The following is a 16,240-nucleotide window of genomic DNA, read 5'->3' as shown; positions in this document are numbered from 1 at the left end:
ATGAATGTAATATATCAATTCACATTTATACTGGTGATTTTTTGTTTGACATCTTTTACTACAAAAGATGAAGAGACTAAGCTGGTAGCTAAAAAGATAGTAACTCATTCAAAATATCAAGAAGTAACAATCAAAAAATCAACTTTTGGGATTACTCCCGAAGGTGAAAAAATTGATAGCTATAAGTTGAAAAATCAAAACGGAATGGAAGTGGACATCATAACTTATGGCGGGATTATTACGGATTTAAAAGTTCCTAATAAAAAAGGGATTTCTGAAAATGTGGTTATTGGTTTTAAGACATTAGAAGAATATTTACAACCTAATCCATATGTTGGAGCCATTATTGGACGATATGCTAATAGGATTGCCAATGGAAAATTTTCATTAGATGGGAAAGAATATCAATTAACACTCAATAGACCACCTCATTCTTTACATGGAGGCGAAAAAGGCTTTAATCGAGTGGTGTGGAAAGCTGTCGAGGTCAAATCAGGAAAAAAAGCCTCATTAAGATTGTCTTATTTAAGTAAAGATTTAGAAGAAGGTTATCCAGGGAATTTACAAGTTTGTGTAACTTATACATTGACAAATGAGAATCAATTAGAAGTCCTTTATGAGGCAACTACAGATAAGGAAACAATTGTAAACCTAACACAACATTCGTACTTCAATTTATCTGGAGATTTTTCGAACACAATTTTAGAACATGAAGTAGTATTGCAATCGGATAAAATTGTTTCGATTAATGAAAATGGAATTCCAACAGGGGAATTTGAATGGGTTGCCAATACTCCTTTTGATTTTAGAACAGCAAAAAAAATAGGAAAAGAAATTGGGGTAAAAAACGAACAATTAGAAAGGGGAAATGGTTATGATCACTGTTGGGTTTTAAATAATTCTGAAAGAGGAAAAACGATCGTCGCTAAGGCTTATGATAAAGTGAGTGGACGATTGTTAGAAGTGACCACAGATGAGCCTGGAATTCAGTTGTACACGGGTAATTTTCTTAAAGGAAATTTACCGATGCGAACTAGTGGGTTTTATGAACATCGTACGGGATTTTGTTTCGAAACACAACATTTTCCAGATTCACCAAATCAGAGTAATTTTCCAACCACAGTTTTAATTCCCGGAAAAAAATACAAGACCAAGACTACCTTTACATTTTCTGTAAACTAGTTTTTTAAATAGTATTACTAAATGATGCCTGAATAATTTTTTCGGGCATTTTTTTTAAATGTAGTGAATGTGTCTTTTAGTATAATTTAAGGTTGCTTTATAGTTAAAAATGTTCTAAAGCCCAAAAGTAATTCATGCTTTGATTTCTTTTTATCTGTTTTTTTTATTAAATTTATGGATAACATAAAACTATCTATTATGACTGTAAATCAAATATTAGCGGAAAAAGGGAATGAAGTTCATTCTATTGTTTCAACCATCACCGTTTATGAAGCTTTGAGAATAATGGGTGAAAGAAATGTTGGTGCAGTATTAGTGATTGAGGATAATGTTTTGAAAGGAATTTTATCTGAAAGAGATTATGCCCGAAAGATTGCCTTGAAAAATAAAGCTTCGAGAGAAACTTTAGTTCATGAAATCATGGATACCGATATGATAACTGTAAAACCTACAGATGATATATATTACTGTATGGATTTGATTACTAATAAGAGAATTAGACATCTACCTGTATTGTCAGAGGAAAAAGTCATTGGGATTATTTCAATTGGTGATGTGGTCAAAGCTATTATTGAATTGCAAAAAAATACAATTGATCATTTAGATTCTTATATCAGTGGCACTAAGGCTATGTAATCGTTATTTTATCCCAATTAATAGATTTAATTCTTAATTATGGCAACTATACTACTTTCGATTCTGCTTTTGGGCCTAGGGATTGGTGGGATTGCCATCAAACTCTTAGTGAAAAAAAACGGACGCTTTTCAGGTACCTGTAGTAGTAATAATCCATTAGTACAAGGTGAAGGAGGGGCTTGTGGTATATGTGGAGCGAAACCCGAGGAAAAATGTAAATCTTAATGTAATTCTGTTAGTTGTCTTTTTAATTTTTCTGAAGCATATGTTTTCCATTGACCTTTATCGTCATATATAAAGTAAACTTCAAGATTTAAATCTTTATTTTTTTCTAAAAAGGCAATGGAATTATTTAATCCCATTATCATAAAAGCCGTAGCATAAGCATCGGCAGTGATTCCATCGTTGGCAATTACAGTAGCACTTAATAGATTTTGTTTAGCTGGATAGCCTGTTTTAGGGTTGATAATGTGCGAGAATTTTTGATTTCCCTCAATATAGAATTTTCGGTAGTTTCCAGAGGTCGCCAGTGCTTTATTGTTTAATTTAATAATCGCTTCTAATTTTCTTTCAGACGTTTCTTTATCATTAGGCTGATCAATACCTACTTTCCAGTCTTCTCCTTCTTTTTCCCCTTTAGCTCTTAATTCTCCACCTAACTCTACGAGGTAATTGTTGATTCCTTTGCTTTCAAGAAAGTTCGCCAAAACATCTACAGAATAGCCTTGGGCTATAGCATTAAAATCAATTTTAATCTGAGGATTTTCTTTTATGATTTTGTTGCCTTTTAATGTTACTTTTTTATAATCAACCAATTGTAGTAAACTATCAATTTTGGCTTGGTTTAAAGAGTTTTTCTTTTGAGCACCAAATCCCATAGCATTTACCAAAGGACCTACGGTGATATCAAAAAGGCCTCCTGTTTTTTCAGATACTTCAACAGATTTATTAAAAACGGTTCTGAAATAGTCATCAACCTCAACATTTTTCTCATTATTATTTATTTTGGAAATAATCGAATTAGGAACCCATGTTGACATTGATGCATCAATATCAGTTAGTAGGGAGTCAATAGCGGTTTTGTAAAGAATACCTTCATTAGAGAGATAGGTGATGTGATAAGTGGTTCCCTGTGCGTTTCCTTCGAATTTAATAATTTTATTTTGATTGCTAGTACAGCCCGTTAAAAGTATAAAAACAATAAAGAGAGAGACTATTTTTCTTTTCATAAATTATTATTAACCTAGATTACGCATTGGAACACGGATGACACAGATGAAGCGAATTTACACAGATTTTTAATTGTTTTATAAATTAAAAACTGCGGAAATCAGCGTGAAAAAAAATTATAAAATCCTAATGCGGATTTTGGGATTAACCTCCAAAATCATCAAATGCAATGTTTTCTTGAGGAACTCCTAGTTCATCCAGCATTTTGAAAACTGCAGCATTCATCAATGGAGGACCGCAAATATAATATTCAACATCTTCAGGAGCTTCATGATTTTTTAAATAGTTTTCAAAAAGCACATTATGGATAAAACCAGTATAACCTGTCCAATTATCTTCTGGCGATGGTTCAGACAGTGCTATATTGTATTGAAAATTTGGGAATTCATTTTCAATTTCTCTAAAATCTTCCGTGTAAAACAGTTCTTTAGAAGATCTTCCTCCGTACCAAAAGCTTATTTTTCGGTTTTTCTCATTCAATGTATGGAAAAGATGGAATAAATGAGAACGCAAAGGAGCCATTCCCGCACCTCCACCAATGTAAATCATTTCTCTTTGTGTAGGTTTAATATGGAAATCACCAAAAGGTCCTGCAATAGTTACTTTGTCGCCAGGTTTTCGAGAAAACACATAAGAAGATGCAATACCAGGATTAACGTTCATGAATCCACCCACTTTACGGTCAAAAGGAGGAGTAGCGAGTCGAATGTTAAGCATAATAATATTCCCTTCCGCTGGATGATTTGCCATGGAGTAGGCTCTAAAAATAGGTTCGGAGTTTTTCATTGTTAAATCCCAAATCCCATATTTATCATAATCTTCTTTGAAACGGTCGTCAATTTTGTACAATTCATTTTTAAAATCAATTTCACACTCAGGTACATCTAGCTGAATGTAACAACCTGATTGAAAGTCTAAAAATTCGCCCTCAGGTAATTTGACTACAAATTCTTTGATATAAGTCGCCACGTTATGGTTAGAAACGACTTCGCATTCCCACTTTTTGATGCCAAGTACACTTGCAGGGATTACTATTTCCATATTCTGCTTTACTTTTACTTGACAACCCAGTCTCCAATTTAATTGTTGCTCTTTTCTTGAAAAATACGGGGTTTCGGTTGGTAGAATTTCACCACCGCCAGATAGTACTTGGCATTTACACATCCCACAAGTGCCACCACCACCACAAGCTGAGGGTAAGAATATTTTTTTATTTGAAAGAGTAGAAAGTAGGGTTGAACCCGCTTCTGTTTCTAGTTCGTCATCCTCGTTAATGACTATCTTGACTAATCCTGAAGGAGTAAGTTTGGATTTGGCATATAGAATTATATATACCAATAGCGTATTGAATAGTAAAAATACAATCACGCTGCAGATTATCGTTGTGCTATCAATACTTAATATTATCATTTTTAATATGATTATAAATTTATAATGAAATCCCCATAAAACTCATAAATGCAATTGCCATGAGTCCAGTTAAAATAAATGTAATCCCTAAACCCCGCAATGGACCAGGAACATTAGAATATCGTAATTTTTCACGTATGGCAGACAAAGCTACTATGGCTAGAAACCATCCTACACCAGAACCGAAGCCAAAAACAGTTGCTTCGCCTAAGCTAGCATACTCTCTTTCTTGCATGAATAAAGCACCGCCTAGTATAGAGCAATTCACGGCTATAAGAGGGAGGAATATCCCTAATGATGTATATAACGCAGGTGCAAATTTTTCAACAATCATTTCGACTAATTGTACAATAGAAGCAATGGTTGCGATAAACATAATAAAACTTAAAAAGCTAAGATCTACATTCACAAAGTCGGATGATAACCACTGTAAGGCTCCGGCTTTTAATATGAATTTCTCTAAAAGATAACATACAGGTACTGATATTAATAAAACAAAGGTTACCGCAAGTCCTAATCCTACTGCACTTTTTACTGTTTTGGAAATAGCCAAATACGAACACATACCTAGAAAATAGGCAAATATCATGTTCTCAATAAAAATTGCTTTTATAAAAATATTGATGTGCTCCATGATGAAATTTTTAAATCTCGTTAATGTTGAATTATATGTATTTTAAACACGAATTAGACTAATTTACACAAAAACTAACTTTTTTAAAATTTCACGAATCTGCCTTAGGCAAATAGTATTAGTTAATTTTTAGCATTAGTGTAAATTTTTATAACTCATCTCATTTGTTATAATTAGTGAAATTCGTGTCCATATTTTTTTAATTTATTGTGTTCAATTACTTCGACTCAATTAGTTTTTGGTTTCGGCTTCTTTGCACCCAGATTAAAATCCCCACAACGATTAACGCCATAGGAGGCATGATAACAAGGCTATTGTTGAAATATCCCATAGCATAAACTGATTCAGGTATCACCCGAAAGCCCATTAATTCGCCTGAACCAAATAATTCTCGTATCATCGAGACGATTACCAAAATCAAACCGTAGCCAAATCCGTTACCGATTCCATCTAAGAAAGCAGGCCAAGGTTTGTTTGACATGGCAAAAGCTTCTAAGCGTCCCATGATAATACAGTTAGTGATGATTAATCCAACAAAAACAGACAGTTGCTTACTGACATCGAATACAAAAGCCTTTAAAAATTGATCTACTAAAATTACCATGGCAGCAACAACAGTAAGTTGGACAATAATTCGGATACGGTTTGGAATTATGTTTCTGATAATAGAAATTATAACATTTGAAAAAGCACAAACTACTATTACTGCTAGTGCCATTACAATCGACGGCTTCATTTTTACTGTAACTGCCAATGCAGAGCAAATCCCCAATACTTGGACCGTTATGGGATTATTGTCATTCAATGGGTCGTATAAAAGTCTTTTGTTTTTTTGCGAAAACAAAGGTTCTTTTACTTTTTTAGTTTTTGCAGGAACTGCGATGGTTTCTTTGCTCATATCCTGTTATTTTAGTTTGTAAATGCTATTGTTTTTTGTTTCTTGAAATAGGGTATGTAGTTGTTAAGTGTTCTTTTAAACATTTCCGTAACTCCTTTGCTGGTAATGGTAGCTCCCGAAATGGCATCTACACCATGCATATTATTCGGTTGTGCTCCACCTTTAATAGCAGTTACTGAAACAAAATTTCCTGTTTCATCAAATATTTTTTTACCAACAAACTGATGCTGAAATTTTTCAGTTTCAATCTCGGCACCTAGTCCTGGTGTTTCACTTTTGTGACCAAAACTAGCACCGTAAACCGTATTCATATCGCTTTCTAGTGAAATAAACCCCCATATAGGCCCCCATAGTCCTTTTCCTCTAACCGGAATGATATAAAAAGATTTACCGTCTTTATTGCAAATAAAAAGGGGAAATAATTGTTCATTTGTTTTTCCTGTTTTGGCTTTATCCAATTCCTTTTTAAGATCTATATCGAATGCTGTCACGCTACCAGTAACTTCTTCACCTTTATTGTTTAAAACAATTTGTTTGGTAATGTATTGATTAAATGCAGATTCTGTCTTTGCAGTTTCAGTAGCGATTGAAACACTGGTGAGAATGTTTTTCATCTTTTCAATCCGAATGTTTTTCTCTTGATAGGGTGCAAGACTAATCGCTGTTACCGAAAGTAGTATAGCAATTACTACCACCATAACAGAGGAGAAAAGAAACGTGGCTTTGTTACTGTCTTTATCCATTTTGCTTTTGTGTTGAGGTAACTCTTTTTAATCTTCGTTTAATATTGGCTGCAACTACATAATGATCAATTAAGGGTGCCATTACATTCATAAATAAAATTGCTAACATCATTCCTTCAGGATATGCTGGATTGAACACCCTAAACAGAATCGCTAGCAGACCTATTAAAAAACCATAAATATATTTTCCTGAATTTGTTTGCGCTGCACTAACAGGGTCGGTGGCCATAAATACGGCACCAAAAGCAAAACCTCCTAACGCTAAATGGTGTAAGGGACTAATTTGCATTAGTGTATTTAGTCCAAACAAATTGAAAACCAAAGCCATCAAAAATCCGCCTACAAAAACGGAGGTCATGATGCGCCAACTGCCAATTCCAGTGTACAATAAAATGGCCGCTCCCAATAAGCAAGCTATAGTAGATGTTTCTCCAACAGAACCCGGAATAGTTCCTATGAAAGATTCCATTATACTTGGGATTTTATCGGCATGGCCAGCAGCTGCTTCGCCCAAAGCAGTTGCACCACTATAGGCATCAACAACCGTTTGTCCTTTTTCTGTACTTATGTTTATCCAGACTTCATTCCCAGACATTTTGGTAGGATAAGCAAAGAATAAAAACGCTCTGGCGGTAAGTGCTGGATTTAAAATGTTCATTCCTGTGCCACCAAAAACCTCTTTTCCAATAATTACAGCAAAAATGGTAGCTATAGCCAACATCCATAAAGGTACATCAATAGGCATAATTAGTGGAATCAACATTCCTGAAACTAAGAAACCTTCATTTATTGTATGTTTTCGAATAATAGCAAAAATAAACTCGGTGGTCAATCCTGCTCCATAAGAGACGAGTATTAATGGAAGTACCTTAATAGCTCCAAAAATAAAAGTATCTATTAGAGTGACATTCATAATCCCTAAAGCTAAATAATGTTGGTAACCAATATTCCACATTCCAAATAGCAAACAAGGAATTAGAGAAAGCACAACTAATATCATCGTACGTTTCAAATCAATTGCATCACGTACGTGGGTTCCCTTACTTTGTGTCGTGTGATTAGGTACAAATAGGAAGGTTTCGAACGCATCAAATGCTGGAAAGAATTTTTCCAGTTTTCCTCCTTTTTCAAAATTAGGTTTGAGGTTATTCAGTAATTTTCTTAGTGGCTTCAAATTCAAATATTTTTTTAATGATTAAATTTAAATAGCTGTTTGTTAAAACACGTTTCTCTGTTGTATTATCAAAAAGCAAGCTGAAAACAATATGTTTTAGCTCATCTCAGTTTTCTTCTAAAATTAAAGGCTACAGATTAATCTGTGCTAATCTTTTAACCTAGCTGTTGGCCAGAAGCTAAGTGTTAAATTAAAAAAAAATGAACTTAAAAAGGTTTAAGTAAGGCTTTCTAATATACGGATTTTCAGACCGTAGTGCTAAAATGATTAACTAAATTCTTTTCGAACTATATCCAATCCTTGACGGATGATTTCTTGTGATTTAATCTTTGATGTGCATACGAGTTCGCAGAGTGCAAAATCTTCTTCAACCACTTCATAAATACCCAGTTTTTCCATCATATCAATATCTTCTATTAGTATAGATTTTAAGAGTTGAACAGGGTAAATATCCATTGGAAAAACCTTTTCATATTGTCCCGTCATTACAAAAGGACGTTCTTCACCATGCAAATTGGTATTCAAATCGTGTTTTTTATTGGGTGTCAACCAAGAGAAAAAAGTGCGAGACAAACTAAATTTATTAAAACCGGGTCTTAACCAGCCCATAAATTCATATTCGTTACCTTCGGGGATTACGGTAATTTGGGAATCATAAAAACCTAAATAACCATCAGCAGGTATTTGCCTTCCTGATAAAATTGAACCACTTATAATTCGGTTTTCTCCTTTTTTTAGGCCAGCATCTTCAATCATGTTTTTAATAGAAGAACCTACAATGGTTTTATAATATTTAGGATTAGTAAGCTGAGAACCTGTTAAAGCTATAGTTCGCGAAGCATCAAAAATTCCTTCGTTAAATAATTTTCCTATGATAATTACATCTTGTGGTTGAATATACCAAACTACTTCTCCTTTGTTAATAGGGTCAATATGGTGTATTTGAACACCTACATTTCCTGCTGGATGTGGACCGTCAATGGTGTTGATTTGTACCTTTTGTGCTTGACTAAAAAGGGGAGCGGGGGAACTACTAGCGTTCACATTTAGGTGTACTATACCAGTCGTTAATTTTTTTAAAGCGTCTAATCCGGTTTGAAAATTAGAATTTTTACCAGACATAATAAAATCGATATCTGGAGCCAGTGGGTTCGTATCAAAAGCTGAAATAAAAATAGCTTTGGGGTTATCATTTTGATTAGCAATGGTCCCATAAGGTCGCTGACGAATAAATGGCCAAACACCGCTATTTAATAATTGGTCAGTAATGTCCGTTTTTGAAAGTTCGTTGGGGTTTGATTGGGAGAATCTTAGGTGTTTAACTTCCCTGTCAGCCAGTATTTTTATTTCTAAGATAACTCTTTTGTGACCCCTTAGAATTTCTACAACTTCCCCACTAATAGGAGAACAAAATTTTATAGCTTCATTATTTTTATCGTAAAAAAGAGGACTTCCTGCTAGCACATTTGTTCCTACTTTGACTAACAATTTTGGAGTAAGTCCCACAAAATCTATTGGTTTTATAGCAAATATATCAGCAATAGGCATGTCTGATACTGACTTAACAGCTTCACCTATTAATTTTAGATTCAATCCCCTTTTAATTTTAATATATTTACTCATACATTAATTTATTTTTTTAGTAGGTATTAATTTTAATTTTCTGATATATGGACGTGTCTTTAGTATGCTATAAGATAATGTTTATTAGTTATTTGTTAAAAAATGCGGGAATTTTGTACTAATTTAATGATTTTATGTGTTTAAAGCAACAATAAAAGAATTTTTATTAATGATTTCTCTGCAATCCTGTTTAAAAAACATTTTCTACTAAAGACAATAAACATTTTAATTAATTCGGCTTTTTTTCTTAAAGTCTAAAAAATAAATATTTAAACAATTTGTGTTTATTGTTTTTAATGCTGTAATTTTAATAAAAATCTTGATAATAAATTATTTTCAAACTAAAGATAAGATTCAACTTTAGTAAACATCAAAATTTAATAACTATGTTATACAGTACTATAGACAAGGCGACGGGTTTTGAAAAAAGGTTCGAAAAGATAGGTACTATTGTTTACGAAAATTCTATTATCGCCTCTAAAGCAATTGCACAAGAAATAGCTGAACTAATAAAAGAAAAACAAGAGCAAGATCTTCCTTGTGTGTTGGGTTTGGCAACTGGTTCCTCACCAAAGGGTTTGTATGCTGAATTAGTGCGTTTACATAAAGAAGAAGGGCTGAGTTTTAAGAATGTGATTTCGTTTAATTTGGATGAGTACTATCCGATGGAACCAGATTCCGTTAACAGTTATGTTCGATTTATGAAGGAATTACTATTCAATCATATTGATATTTTACCTGAAAACTATCATATTCCAGATGGGTTATTGACTAAACAAGCTATTTCGGATTATTGCAGTAAGTATGAAGAAAAAATTGAAGCCCTAGGTGGGATAGATCTTCAAATCTTAGGAATTGGAGGAAATGGACATATTGGATTCAATGAGTCGGGTTCTCTTCAGAATTCAAAAACCAGATTAGTTGCCTTAGATCATATAACACGTGTTGCTGCCAGTAAAGATTTTTTAGGACTTGATAAAACGCCAAGAACCGCAATTACGTTGGGAATTAAAAAGATAATGGAGGCGAAAAGAGTGATATTAATGGCTTGGGGAGAAGGAAAGTCGAATATTGTCAAAGCTTCTGTTGAAGAATCTGTGACAACTCAAGTGCCTGCGTCCTTTTTGCAAGAACACGATAATGCTATTTTTGTTTTGGATAAAGCAGCTGCTTCAAAACTTACAAGATTAAATACACCTTGGTTAGTTGAAAAAATCGATTGGACAGACCGATTGATTAGAAAGGCAGTTTTGGGGTTAGCACTTAGCTTAAATAAGCCTATTTTAATGCTTAGAGATGCAGATTACATAGAAAACGGAATGAGTGATTTGTTGGCTGATTTTGGATATGGTCATGCCTATGATATAAACATCAAAATATTTAATGAATTACAAAGCACCATTACAGGTTGGCCAGGAGGAAAACCCAATGAAGATGACAAAAATCGTCCTGAACGTGCTGCGCCTGCTCGTAAAAGAGTACTTATTTTTAGTCCACATCCAGATGATGATATCATTAGTATGGGAGGAACTTTCAAGCGACTTTATGAACAAGGCCATGAAGTTCATGTAGGGTATCAGACTTCGGGTAATATTGCGGTTGCTGACGATGAAGCTTTGCGTTTTGCAAGTTTTGTTTGTGATTATAATGAGAAATTTGGAATTGATAATACAAATGCTTCTGCCATTTTCAAAAAAGCATTGGCTTTTCTAAAAAACAAAAGAACAAGTGAAGTAGACAGTCCAGAGGTAAGACAAATTAAAGGGCTTATTAGGAAAGGTGAGGCTCGATCTACTTGCCATTATATAGGGATTCCAGACGAGCAAATTCATTTTATGGAATTACCATTTTATGAAACAGGAACTATCGAAAAGAAACCATTAGGAGAACATGATTTTCAAATAACTATGGATCTTATCGAAAAAATAAAGCCGCATCAAATTTATGCTGCAGGAGATTTAGCGGATCCTCATGGAACACATAAACATTGTTTGGACGCAATATTTGAGGCAGTAAGAAGATTGAAATCTAAGCCTTTTATGGAGGATTGTTGGGTTTGGTTGTATAGAGGTGCTTGGCAAGAATGGAATATCGATGAAATAGAAATGGCAATACCTATGGGACCTGATCAGGTTTTAGAAAAAAGGAAGGGAATCTTTAAACATCAATCGCAAAAAGATGGTGTTGTATTTCAAGGAGCTGATAGCAGGGAGTTTTGGCAGAGAGCCGAGGACAGAAACAAAGAAACAGCAGATTTATATGACCAATTAGGTTTGTCACATTATGCTGCAATGGAAGCTTTTGTTCGGTGGAGGTTCTAGTTTTTTGTTTTGAACTGCTCACTGAAAATTTAGAACCTATTTTATTTCATAGAATGTATTCCAATGATATTGCCTTCGGTGTCTTTGGCGAGAACGATAAATCCATACTCTCCAATGGACATTTTGGGTTTAAATATACTACCTCCAGCGTTTTCAACTCTGGCTTCTTCTATGCTGCAATCTTCACTCATAAAATATACAATGGTACTGTTATTACCTGCTTTAAATCCTTCCATTTTTACTAATGCTCCCGATGCTCTGTTTTTGGACTCCATATCACTTGGAAAAGCTAGCATTTGAAAATCATTTGATGTAGGGTCTGTTAGTGGTGTAAATTGAACATCAAATACAGTTTCGTAAAATTTTTGGGCTCTTGTCATATCGTCAATATAAATTTCGAACCATACTACTGGGTTTTCATTTTTCATGATTTCAATTGTTTAATGATTTTGGAGTTGAAGTTTAGGCTTTACAAATGTTTGTAATTAAGGTAGTTGAGTCTTTTGTAAAGATAATAAAAATATTTTACAGGTTTTTTTAAATTTTTGGTTTTGCAAAATAGGTGTATTTGAGTGTTTTTAGCAAATGATGAGTAGAGATTGCATAAAGACTTTATAGTTAGATGTTAAAAAAAAAAGAATAATTTGATCTAAAACAGCAACAAATATCTTTATTTAAATCAAAGTTGTAATTCAAAAATCTTTAGTTAATTTTACAAATTATAAATACTACATTTTGAAAGATACGGCCAAGCATCAAGGACTTCGAAACCAATTAGTAAGCGTTTTGCAAGAAAAAGGAATTACAGATAAAAATGTTTTAGAAGCAATAAAAAAGATTCCGAGACACTTATTTTTAGACTCTAGTTTCGAGGAACACGCGTATCAAGATAAGGCGTTTCCTATTGGAGCAGGACAAACTATTTCACAACCCTACACTGTGGCTTTTCAATCACAATTGCTAGAAGTAAAAAAAGATCATAAAGTTTTAGAAATTGGTACAGGATCAGGATATCAAACAGCTGTACTGTATACGATGGGAGCTAAAGTTTTTAGCGTAGAACGTCAAAGTGAGTTATATAGACAGACTTCGGCATTGTTACCTAAACTAGGTATTAGACCTAAACATTTAACTTTTGGTGATGGTTATAAAGGATTGCCAGGATTTGCTCCATTTGATAGTATTATAGTTACAGCGGGAGCTCCGGTGATACCACAACCTTTGATGGCGCAACTTAAGATAGGAGGAAGACTGGTTATTCCCCTTGGTGAGGATGTACAAATAATGACATTGTTAATTCGAAAAAACGAAACTCAGTTTGAAAAACACGAGTTGGGTGAATTTAGATTTGTGCCTTTATTGGAGGATAAAAATTAATTTTGTTTAAACACGAATTATACTAAGAAGGCACAAAGTTTACTGAGAAATATAACGGTTTAATATTGATAAAAATCTATCTGTAATCCGTACTCTCTTAATGTAACCTTTGTGCCTTTGTGATAAAAGTCTTTATTGCGCAATTATCCCAATATAGCGCTCTAAGCTTTCTTTCTCAATTTGAGCAATAAACAACAAAAAATCTTCTTTGTTGTTTTGAGTTTGCGCTGTTTCTAGCGATTGGTAGTATTGCATTCGATTCTCATAATCTCCTTTGATATTTGCAATTACATAACCATGTTGTAACAAAATCAAGTTCATTACCAAACGTGACGTTCTCCCGTTTCCATCAATAAAAGGATGAATGGTCACCAGGCGTTCGTGCATTTCAGCAGCAAGAACAATAGGGTGAAGATTGTTTTTGTGGGTTTCATACCAGATAAAGAAATCTTCCATGTCCTTAGCGACCATATAAGGTTGTGGAGGCATATAAGTACTTCCTTTAATCATCACTTGTACTTTACGGTAGCGACCCGCATCTTCTGGCTGAATCCCTCTTAAAATTAAGTTGTGTATAGATAACAATTCACGTTCATTGAGATTGCTGTTTTTCTCCATCAAATGCTTGATGTAAGCAATAGCCTCTTGATGATTAATGGCTTCCAGATGTTCACGCATACTTTTACCAGAAATAGTCAAACCTTCGTTGATGACTAAATCAGTCTCACGCAAAGTAAGAGTGTTTCCTTCGATACGATTACTCTCAAAAGTATATTCCAACTCAAGTGCTTGTGCAATCCTAAAACTATCAAACTGACGAAATTTATCTAGTTTAACCTTCAATGCATCAATTTCATCCAATAATTTTTCAAGTGCCTTAGAAATTTTTTGATTAGGAACTGTGGTTCTGATGTATTTTAATTCGTCTTCGGCTTCTTTTAGGGCTTTTAAGGCAAAAACTTCTTCTCCTATTTCATAAAGAATTTTTTCTTTTAACCAAGCAATCATTAAGGTTTCATAATCTATTTCTAGAATAGAAGCTAGTTTGATAATTTGTTCTTTGGTAGGTTTTCGTGTGCCACTTTCAAACTTACTTACTAAAGCCTGGTCAATACCCATTAATTGAGCTAACTCTCTTGTTTTAAGAGATTTTGCTTCTCTAGCGTTTTTCAGTAAGGTTTTCATGATTTAAAATGTTTAAAATTGTCTTGACAAATTTAGTCATTTTTTGGAATAAATCAAAGTTTTTTACAAAGATTAATCAGTAATAAACCTCTTTTCTAAGGACAATAAACTACGAGTCTATATCTTGAAAAAATAAGAATTCAATAAAATCTGTGTTTATTTGTGTAATCTGTAAAATCTGTGGGCTAAAAAAAATCTAAGTATTTTAATTAAAAAGCCTTCTTGATACGATCTAAATCACGTTTGGTATCTTGTTCTTTCAATGACTCACGTTTGTCATAGGTTTTTTTACCACGACAAAGACCAATTTCAAGTTTAGCAATTCCTTTTTCATTGGTAAATAATTTCAAAGGGACGATAGTCAAACCTTTGGCTTGGACAGAACGCGCTAAATTTTTTAATTCTCGTTTGTTTAAAAGTAGTTTTCTTTCGCTTCGGGCTTTGTGGTTAAATTGATTCCCAAATGAATATTCTTCAATATAGGTATTGATTGCAAAAAGCTCATGACCACTAAATTCGCAAAAGCTTTCAGTGATATTGGCTTTCCCTAAACGAATGGATTTGATTTCTGTTCCTGCTAAAACAATTCCAGCAGTAAATTTTTCGATTATTTCATAATCAAAACGCGCTCTCTTATTAAGTATGTTGACAGTTTTTAGCATAGGATTGCAAATGTAGGAACAATTACGAAAACTCCACAATTTTTTGAGGAATTTGGCATAAATTTGTAATATGGAAAATAATGCTTCAAAAGACCCGCTTCACGGAATAACCTTAAAAACGATTGTAGAACAATTGGTGAACTTCTATGGTTTTGACACTTTGGGTGAATTAATTAAAATTAAATGTTTTAAAGAGAATCCAAGTATAAAATCAAGTCTTACTTTTTTACGAAAAACAGATTGGGCCCGAAAAAAAGTAGAAGACTTGTATATCAAAACACTACCAAAATTTTAGTTATAGAATTTCAATCGTGAATTTGGAGTTAAATGTTTCTTTTGAATTCAAAACTTGAATACCTTCTTTTTCAAACAGATTGCCGTTACTTTCGGTTGTGTCTGAATAACCAAACCAAGGCTCTATACATAAGAAAGGAGCGTTAATCATTGTCCAAATTCCGAGATGTGGAAAATCTTCAAAAACTACTTTTAGCAATGGTTTGTTGTTTGTAAGTATAGTTATGTTTTTGGATTGTAATGATTTGAAAATTAGCGCATCATCTTTGAATAGTTGATGATTTAGTTGAATGGAGTTGTTGGCGGTTTTTAGTACTGCTTTTTTATTCGATATTAAATTATTTTCTAATAAATGATATTCTAAAGGTTCTTCTTTTTCGAATTGAAGACTATAGTTTTCGAAGTCACCAGGCAAAGCAAAGGCAGGATGTGCACCAACAGAGAAAGGCAATTTTGTCAAACTTTTATTAATGACTTTATAGGCAATGTCGAGTTGGTTTTCTTTTAGTGTATAAATGATTTGAAATTCAAAATCAAGCGGATATTTTGTTAAGGTTTCAGCGTTTGATTGAATTGAAAAGGTCGCACTATTATCAGTTTTGGTTACCAATTCAAATTCCATTTCTCGGGCAAAACCATGTCTCGATAAAGAATATGTATTTCCTTCGTATTTGAAAGTATTGTTGTTTAAAGTTCCTACAATTGGGAATAAAACAGGGGAGTGCTTGCCCCAAAAATCGGGATTTCCTTCCCAGATGTACTCTTTACCACTGTTGTTTTTCAATGAATTCAATTCAGCACCTAAATGATTTATTTGTGCTGTTAGTTGGCTATTTCTTAGAGTTGTTTTCAAAAGGAATGAATTTAATGT

At 33.5% G+C, this 16,240-nt stretch carries 17 protein-coding genes; 6 read left to right on the top strand and 11 right to left on the bottom strand.

Annotation, left to right across the window (positions count from 1 at the left end; genetic code table 11):
* The 3 genes from SLW70_RS13090 (at position 1) to SLW70_RS13080 (ending at position 2,043) form a co-directional block, all read left to right on the top strand.
* Positions 1–1,182 carry an aldose epimerase family protein gene (locus SLW70_RS13090; RefSeq protein ID WP_320888952.1) on the top strand — a complete coding sequence of 394 codons (1,182 nt, stop codon included), beginning with the start codon at positions 1–3 and terminating at the stop codon, positions 1,180–1,182.
* A gap of 198 nt (positions 1,183–1,380) precedes the next feature.
* A complete protein-coding gene (locus SLW70_RS13085) occupies positions 1,381–1,818 on the top strand; it encodes a CBS domain-containing protein (protein WP_320888950.1) in 438 nt (145 codons plus the stop codon).
* Between the two features lie 39 nt (positions 1,819–1,857).
* Positions 1,858–2,043, top strand: coding sequence for a membrane or secreted protein (locus SLW70_RS13080; protein ID WP_320888948.1), 186 nt, complete (start codon positions 1,858–1,860; stop codon positions 2,041–2,043).
* Here the strand turns inward: SLW70_RS13080 and SLW70_RS13075 are convergent.
* From SLW70_RS13075 to SLW70_RS13045, 7 genes are all read right to left on the bottom strand, one after another.
* Positions 2,040–3,047, bottom strand: a complete 1,008-nt coding sequence (locus tag SLW70_RS13075) for an FAD:protein FMN transferase (RefSeq protein WP_320888946.1) — start codon at positions 3,045–3,047, stop codon at positions 2,040–2,042. The genes SLW70_RS13080 and SLW70_RS13075 overlap by 4 nt on opposite strands.
* Positions 3,048–3,192: 145 nt before the next feature.
* Positions 3,193–4,458: an NADH:ubiquinone reductase (Na(+)-transporting) subunit F gene (nqrF, locus tag SLW70_RS13070; RefSeq protein WP_320888944.1), complete on the bottom strand. Its 1,266-nt coding sequence runs from the start codon at positions 4,456–4,458 to the stop codon at positions 3,193–3,195.
* A 19-nt stretch (positions 4,459–4,477) separates the two neighbouring features.
* Complete coding sequence (nqrE, locus tag SLW70_RS13065; protein ID WP_320888942.1) at positions 4,478–5,092, bottom strand: NADH:ubiquinone reductase (Na(+)-transporting) subunit E; 615 nt, start codon at positions 5,090–5,092, stop codon at positions 4,478–4,480.
* A gap of 217 nt (positions 5,093–5,309) precedes the next feature.
* Positions 5,310–5,990 (bottom strand): NADH:ubiquinone reductase (Na(+)-transporting) subunit D, encoded by a 681-nt coding sequence (locus tag SLW70_RS13060; protein WP_320888940.1) that lies wholly within the window; start codon positions 5,988–5,990, stop codon positions 5,310–5,312.
* A gap of 11 nt (positions 5,991–6,001) precedes the next feature.
* On the bottom strand, positions 6,002–6,733 hold the full coding sequence (gene nqrC, locus SLW70_RS13055; protein WP_320888938.1) for an NADH:ubiquinone reductase (Na(+)-transporting) subunit C: 732 nt from the start codon (positions 6,731–6,733) through the stop codon (positions 6,002–6,004).
* Positions 6,726–7,907: an NADH:ubiquinone reductase (Na(+)-transporting) subunit B gene (locus tag SLW70_RS13050; RefSeq protein ID WP_320888937.1), complete on the bottom strand. Its 1,182-nt coding sequence runs from the start codon at positions 7,905–7,907 to the stop codon at positions 6,726–6,728. The genes nqrC and SLW70_RS13050 overlap by 8 nt, the downstream gene beginning before the upstream one ends.
* Positions 7,908–8,174: 267 nt before the next feature.
* Positions 8,175–9,530 (bottom strand): Na(+)-translocating NADH-quinone reductase subunit A, encoded by a 1,356-nt coding sequence (locus SLW70_RS13045; protein ID WP_320888935.1) that lies wholly within the window; start codon positions 9,528–9,530, stop codon positions 8,175–8,177.
* Between the two features lie 386 nt (positions 9,531–9,916).
* On the opposite strand from SLW70_RS13045, the gene nagB reads away from it, so the two are divergent.
* Positions 9,917–11,851 carry a glucosamine-6-phosphate deaminase gene (nagB, locus tag SLW70_RS13040; RefSeq protein ID WP_320888934.1) on the top strand — a complete coding sequence of 645 codons (1,935 nt, stop codon included), beginning with the start codon at positions 9,917–9,919 and terminating at the stop codon, positions 11,849–11,851.
* Between the two features lie 41 nt (positions 11,852–11,892).
* On the opposite strand, the gene SLW70_RS13035 is transcribed toward nagB, so the two are convergent.
* On the bottom strand, positions 11,893–12,279 hold the full coding sequence (locus SLW70_RS13035; protein WP_320888932.1) for a VOC family protein: 387 nt from the start codon (positions 12,277–12,279) through the stop codon (positions 11,893–11,895).
* A 307-nt stretch (positions 12,280–12,586) separates the two neighbouring features.
* Here SLW70_RS13035 and SLW70_RS13030 point away from each other — a divergent pair, with 307 nt between their 5' ends.
* Positions 12,587–13,228: a protein-L-isoaspartate(D-aspartate) O-methyltransferase gene (locus SLW70_RS13030; protein ID WP_320888930.1), complete on the top strand. Its 642-nt coding sequence runs from the start codon at positions 12,587–12,589 to the stop codon at positions 13,226–13,228.
* Positions 13,229–13,360: 132 nt separating this feature from the next.
* Here the strand turns inward: SLW70_RS13030 and SLW70_RS13025 are convergent, their stop codons facing one another.
* Both SLW70_RS13025 and smpB read right to left on the bottom strand, forming a co-directional pair.
* Positions 13,361–14,413, bottom strand: a complete 1,053-nt coding sequence (locus SLW70_RS13025; protein ID WP_320888928.1) for a Fic family protein — start codon at positions 14,411–14,413, stop codon at positions 13,361–13,363.
* Positions 14,414–14,622: 209 nt separating this feature from the next.
* On the bottom strand, positions 14,623–15,075 hold the full coding sequence (gene smpB / locus SLW70_RS13020; protein WP_320888926.1) for an SsrA-binding protein SmpB: 453 nt from the start codon (positions 15,073–15,075) through the stop codon (positions 14,623–14,625).
* A gap of 70 nt (positions 15,076–15,145) precedes the next feature.
* Here smpB and SLW70_RS13015 point away from each other — a divergent pair, with 70 nt between their 5' ends.
* The gene (locus SLW70_RS13015) at positions 15,146–15,370 is read left to right on the top strand and encodes a VF530 family protein (RefSeq protein WP_320888924.1); all 225 of its coding nucleotides are present in this window, start codon (positions 15,146–15,148) and stop codon (positions 15,368–15,370) included.
* On the opposite strand, the gene SLW70_RS13010 is transcribed toward SLW70_RS13015, so the two are convergent.
* Positions 15,371–16,222: an aldose 1-epimerase family protein gene (locus SLW70_RS13010; RefSeq protein ID WP_320888922.1), complete on the bottom strand. Its 852-nt coding sequence runs from the start codon at positions 16,220–16,222 to the stop codon at positions 15,371–15,373.
* Positions 16,223–16,240: the final 18 nt, after the last annotated feature.

This window comes from Flavobacterium sp. NG2, from assembly GCF_034119845.1.
Lineage (GTDB): Bacteria > Bacteroidota > Bacteroidia > Flavobacteriales > Flavobacteriaceae > Flavobacterium.
Note: the sequence above shows the minus strand (reverse complement) of the source record. Positions and strands in the feature narration are given on the sequence as shown.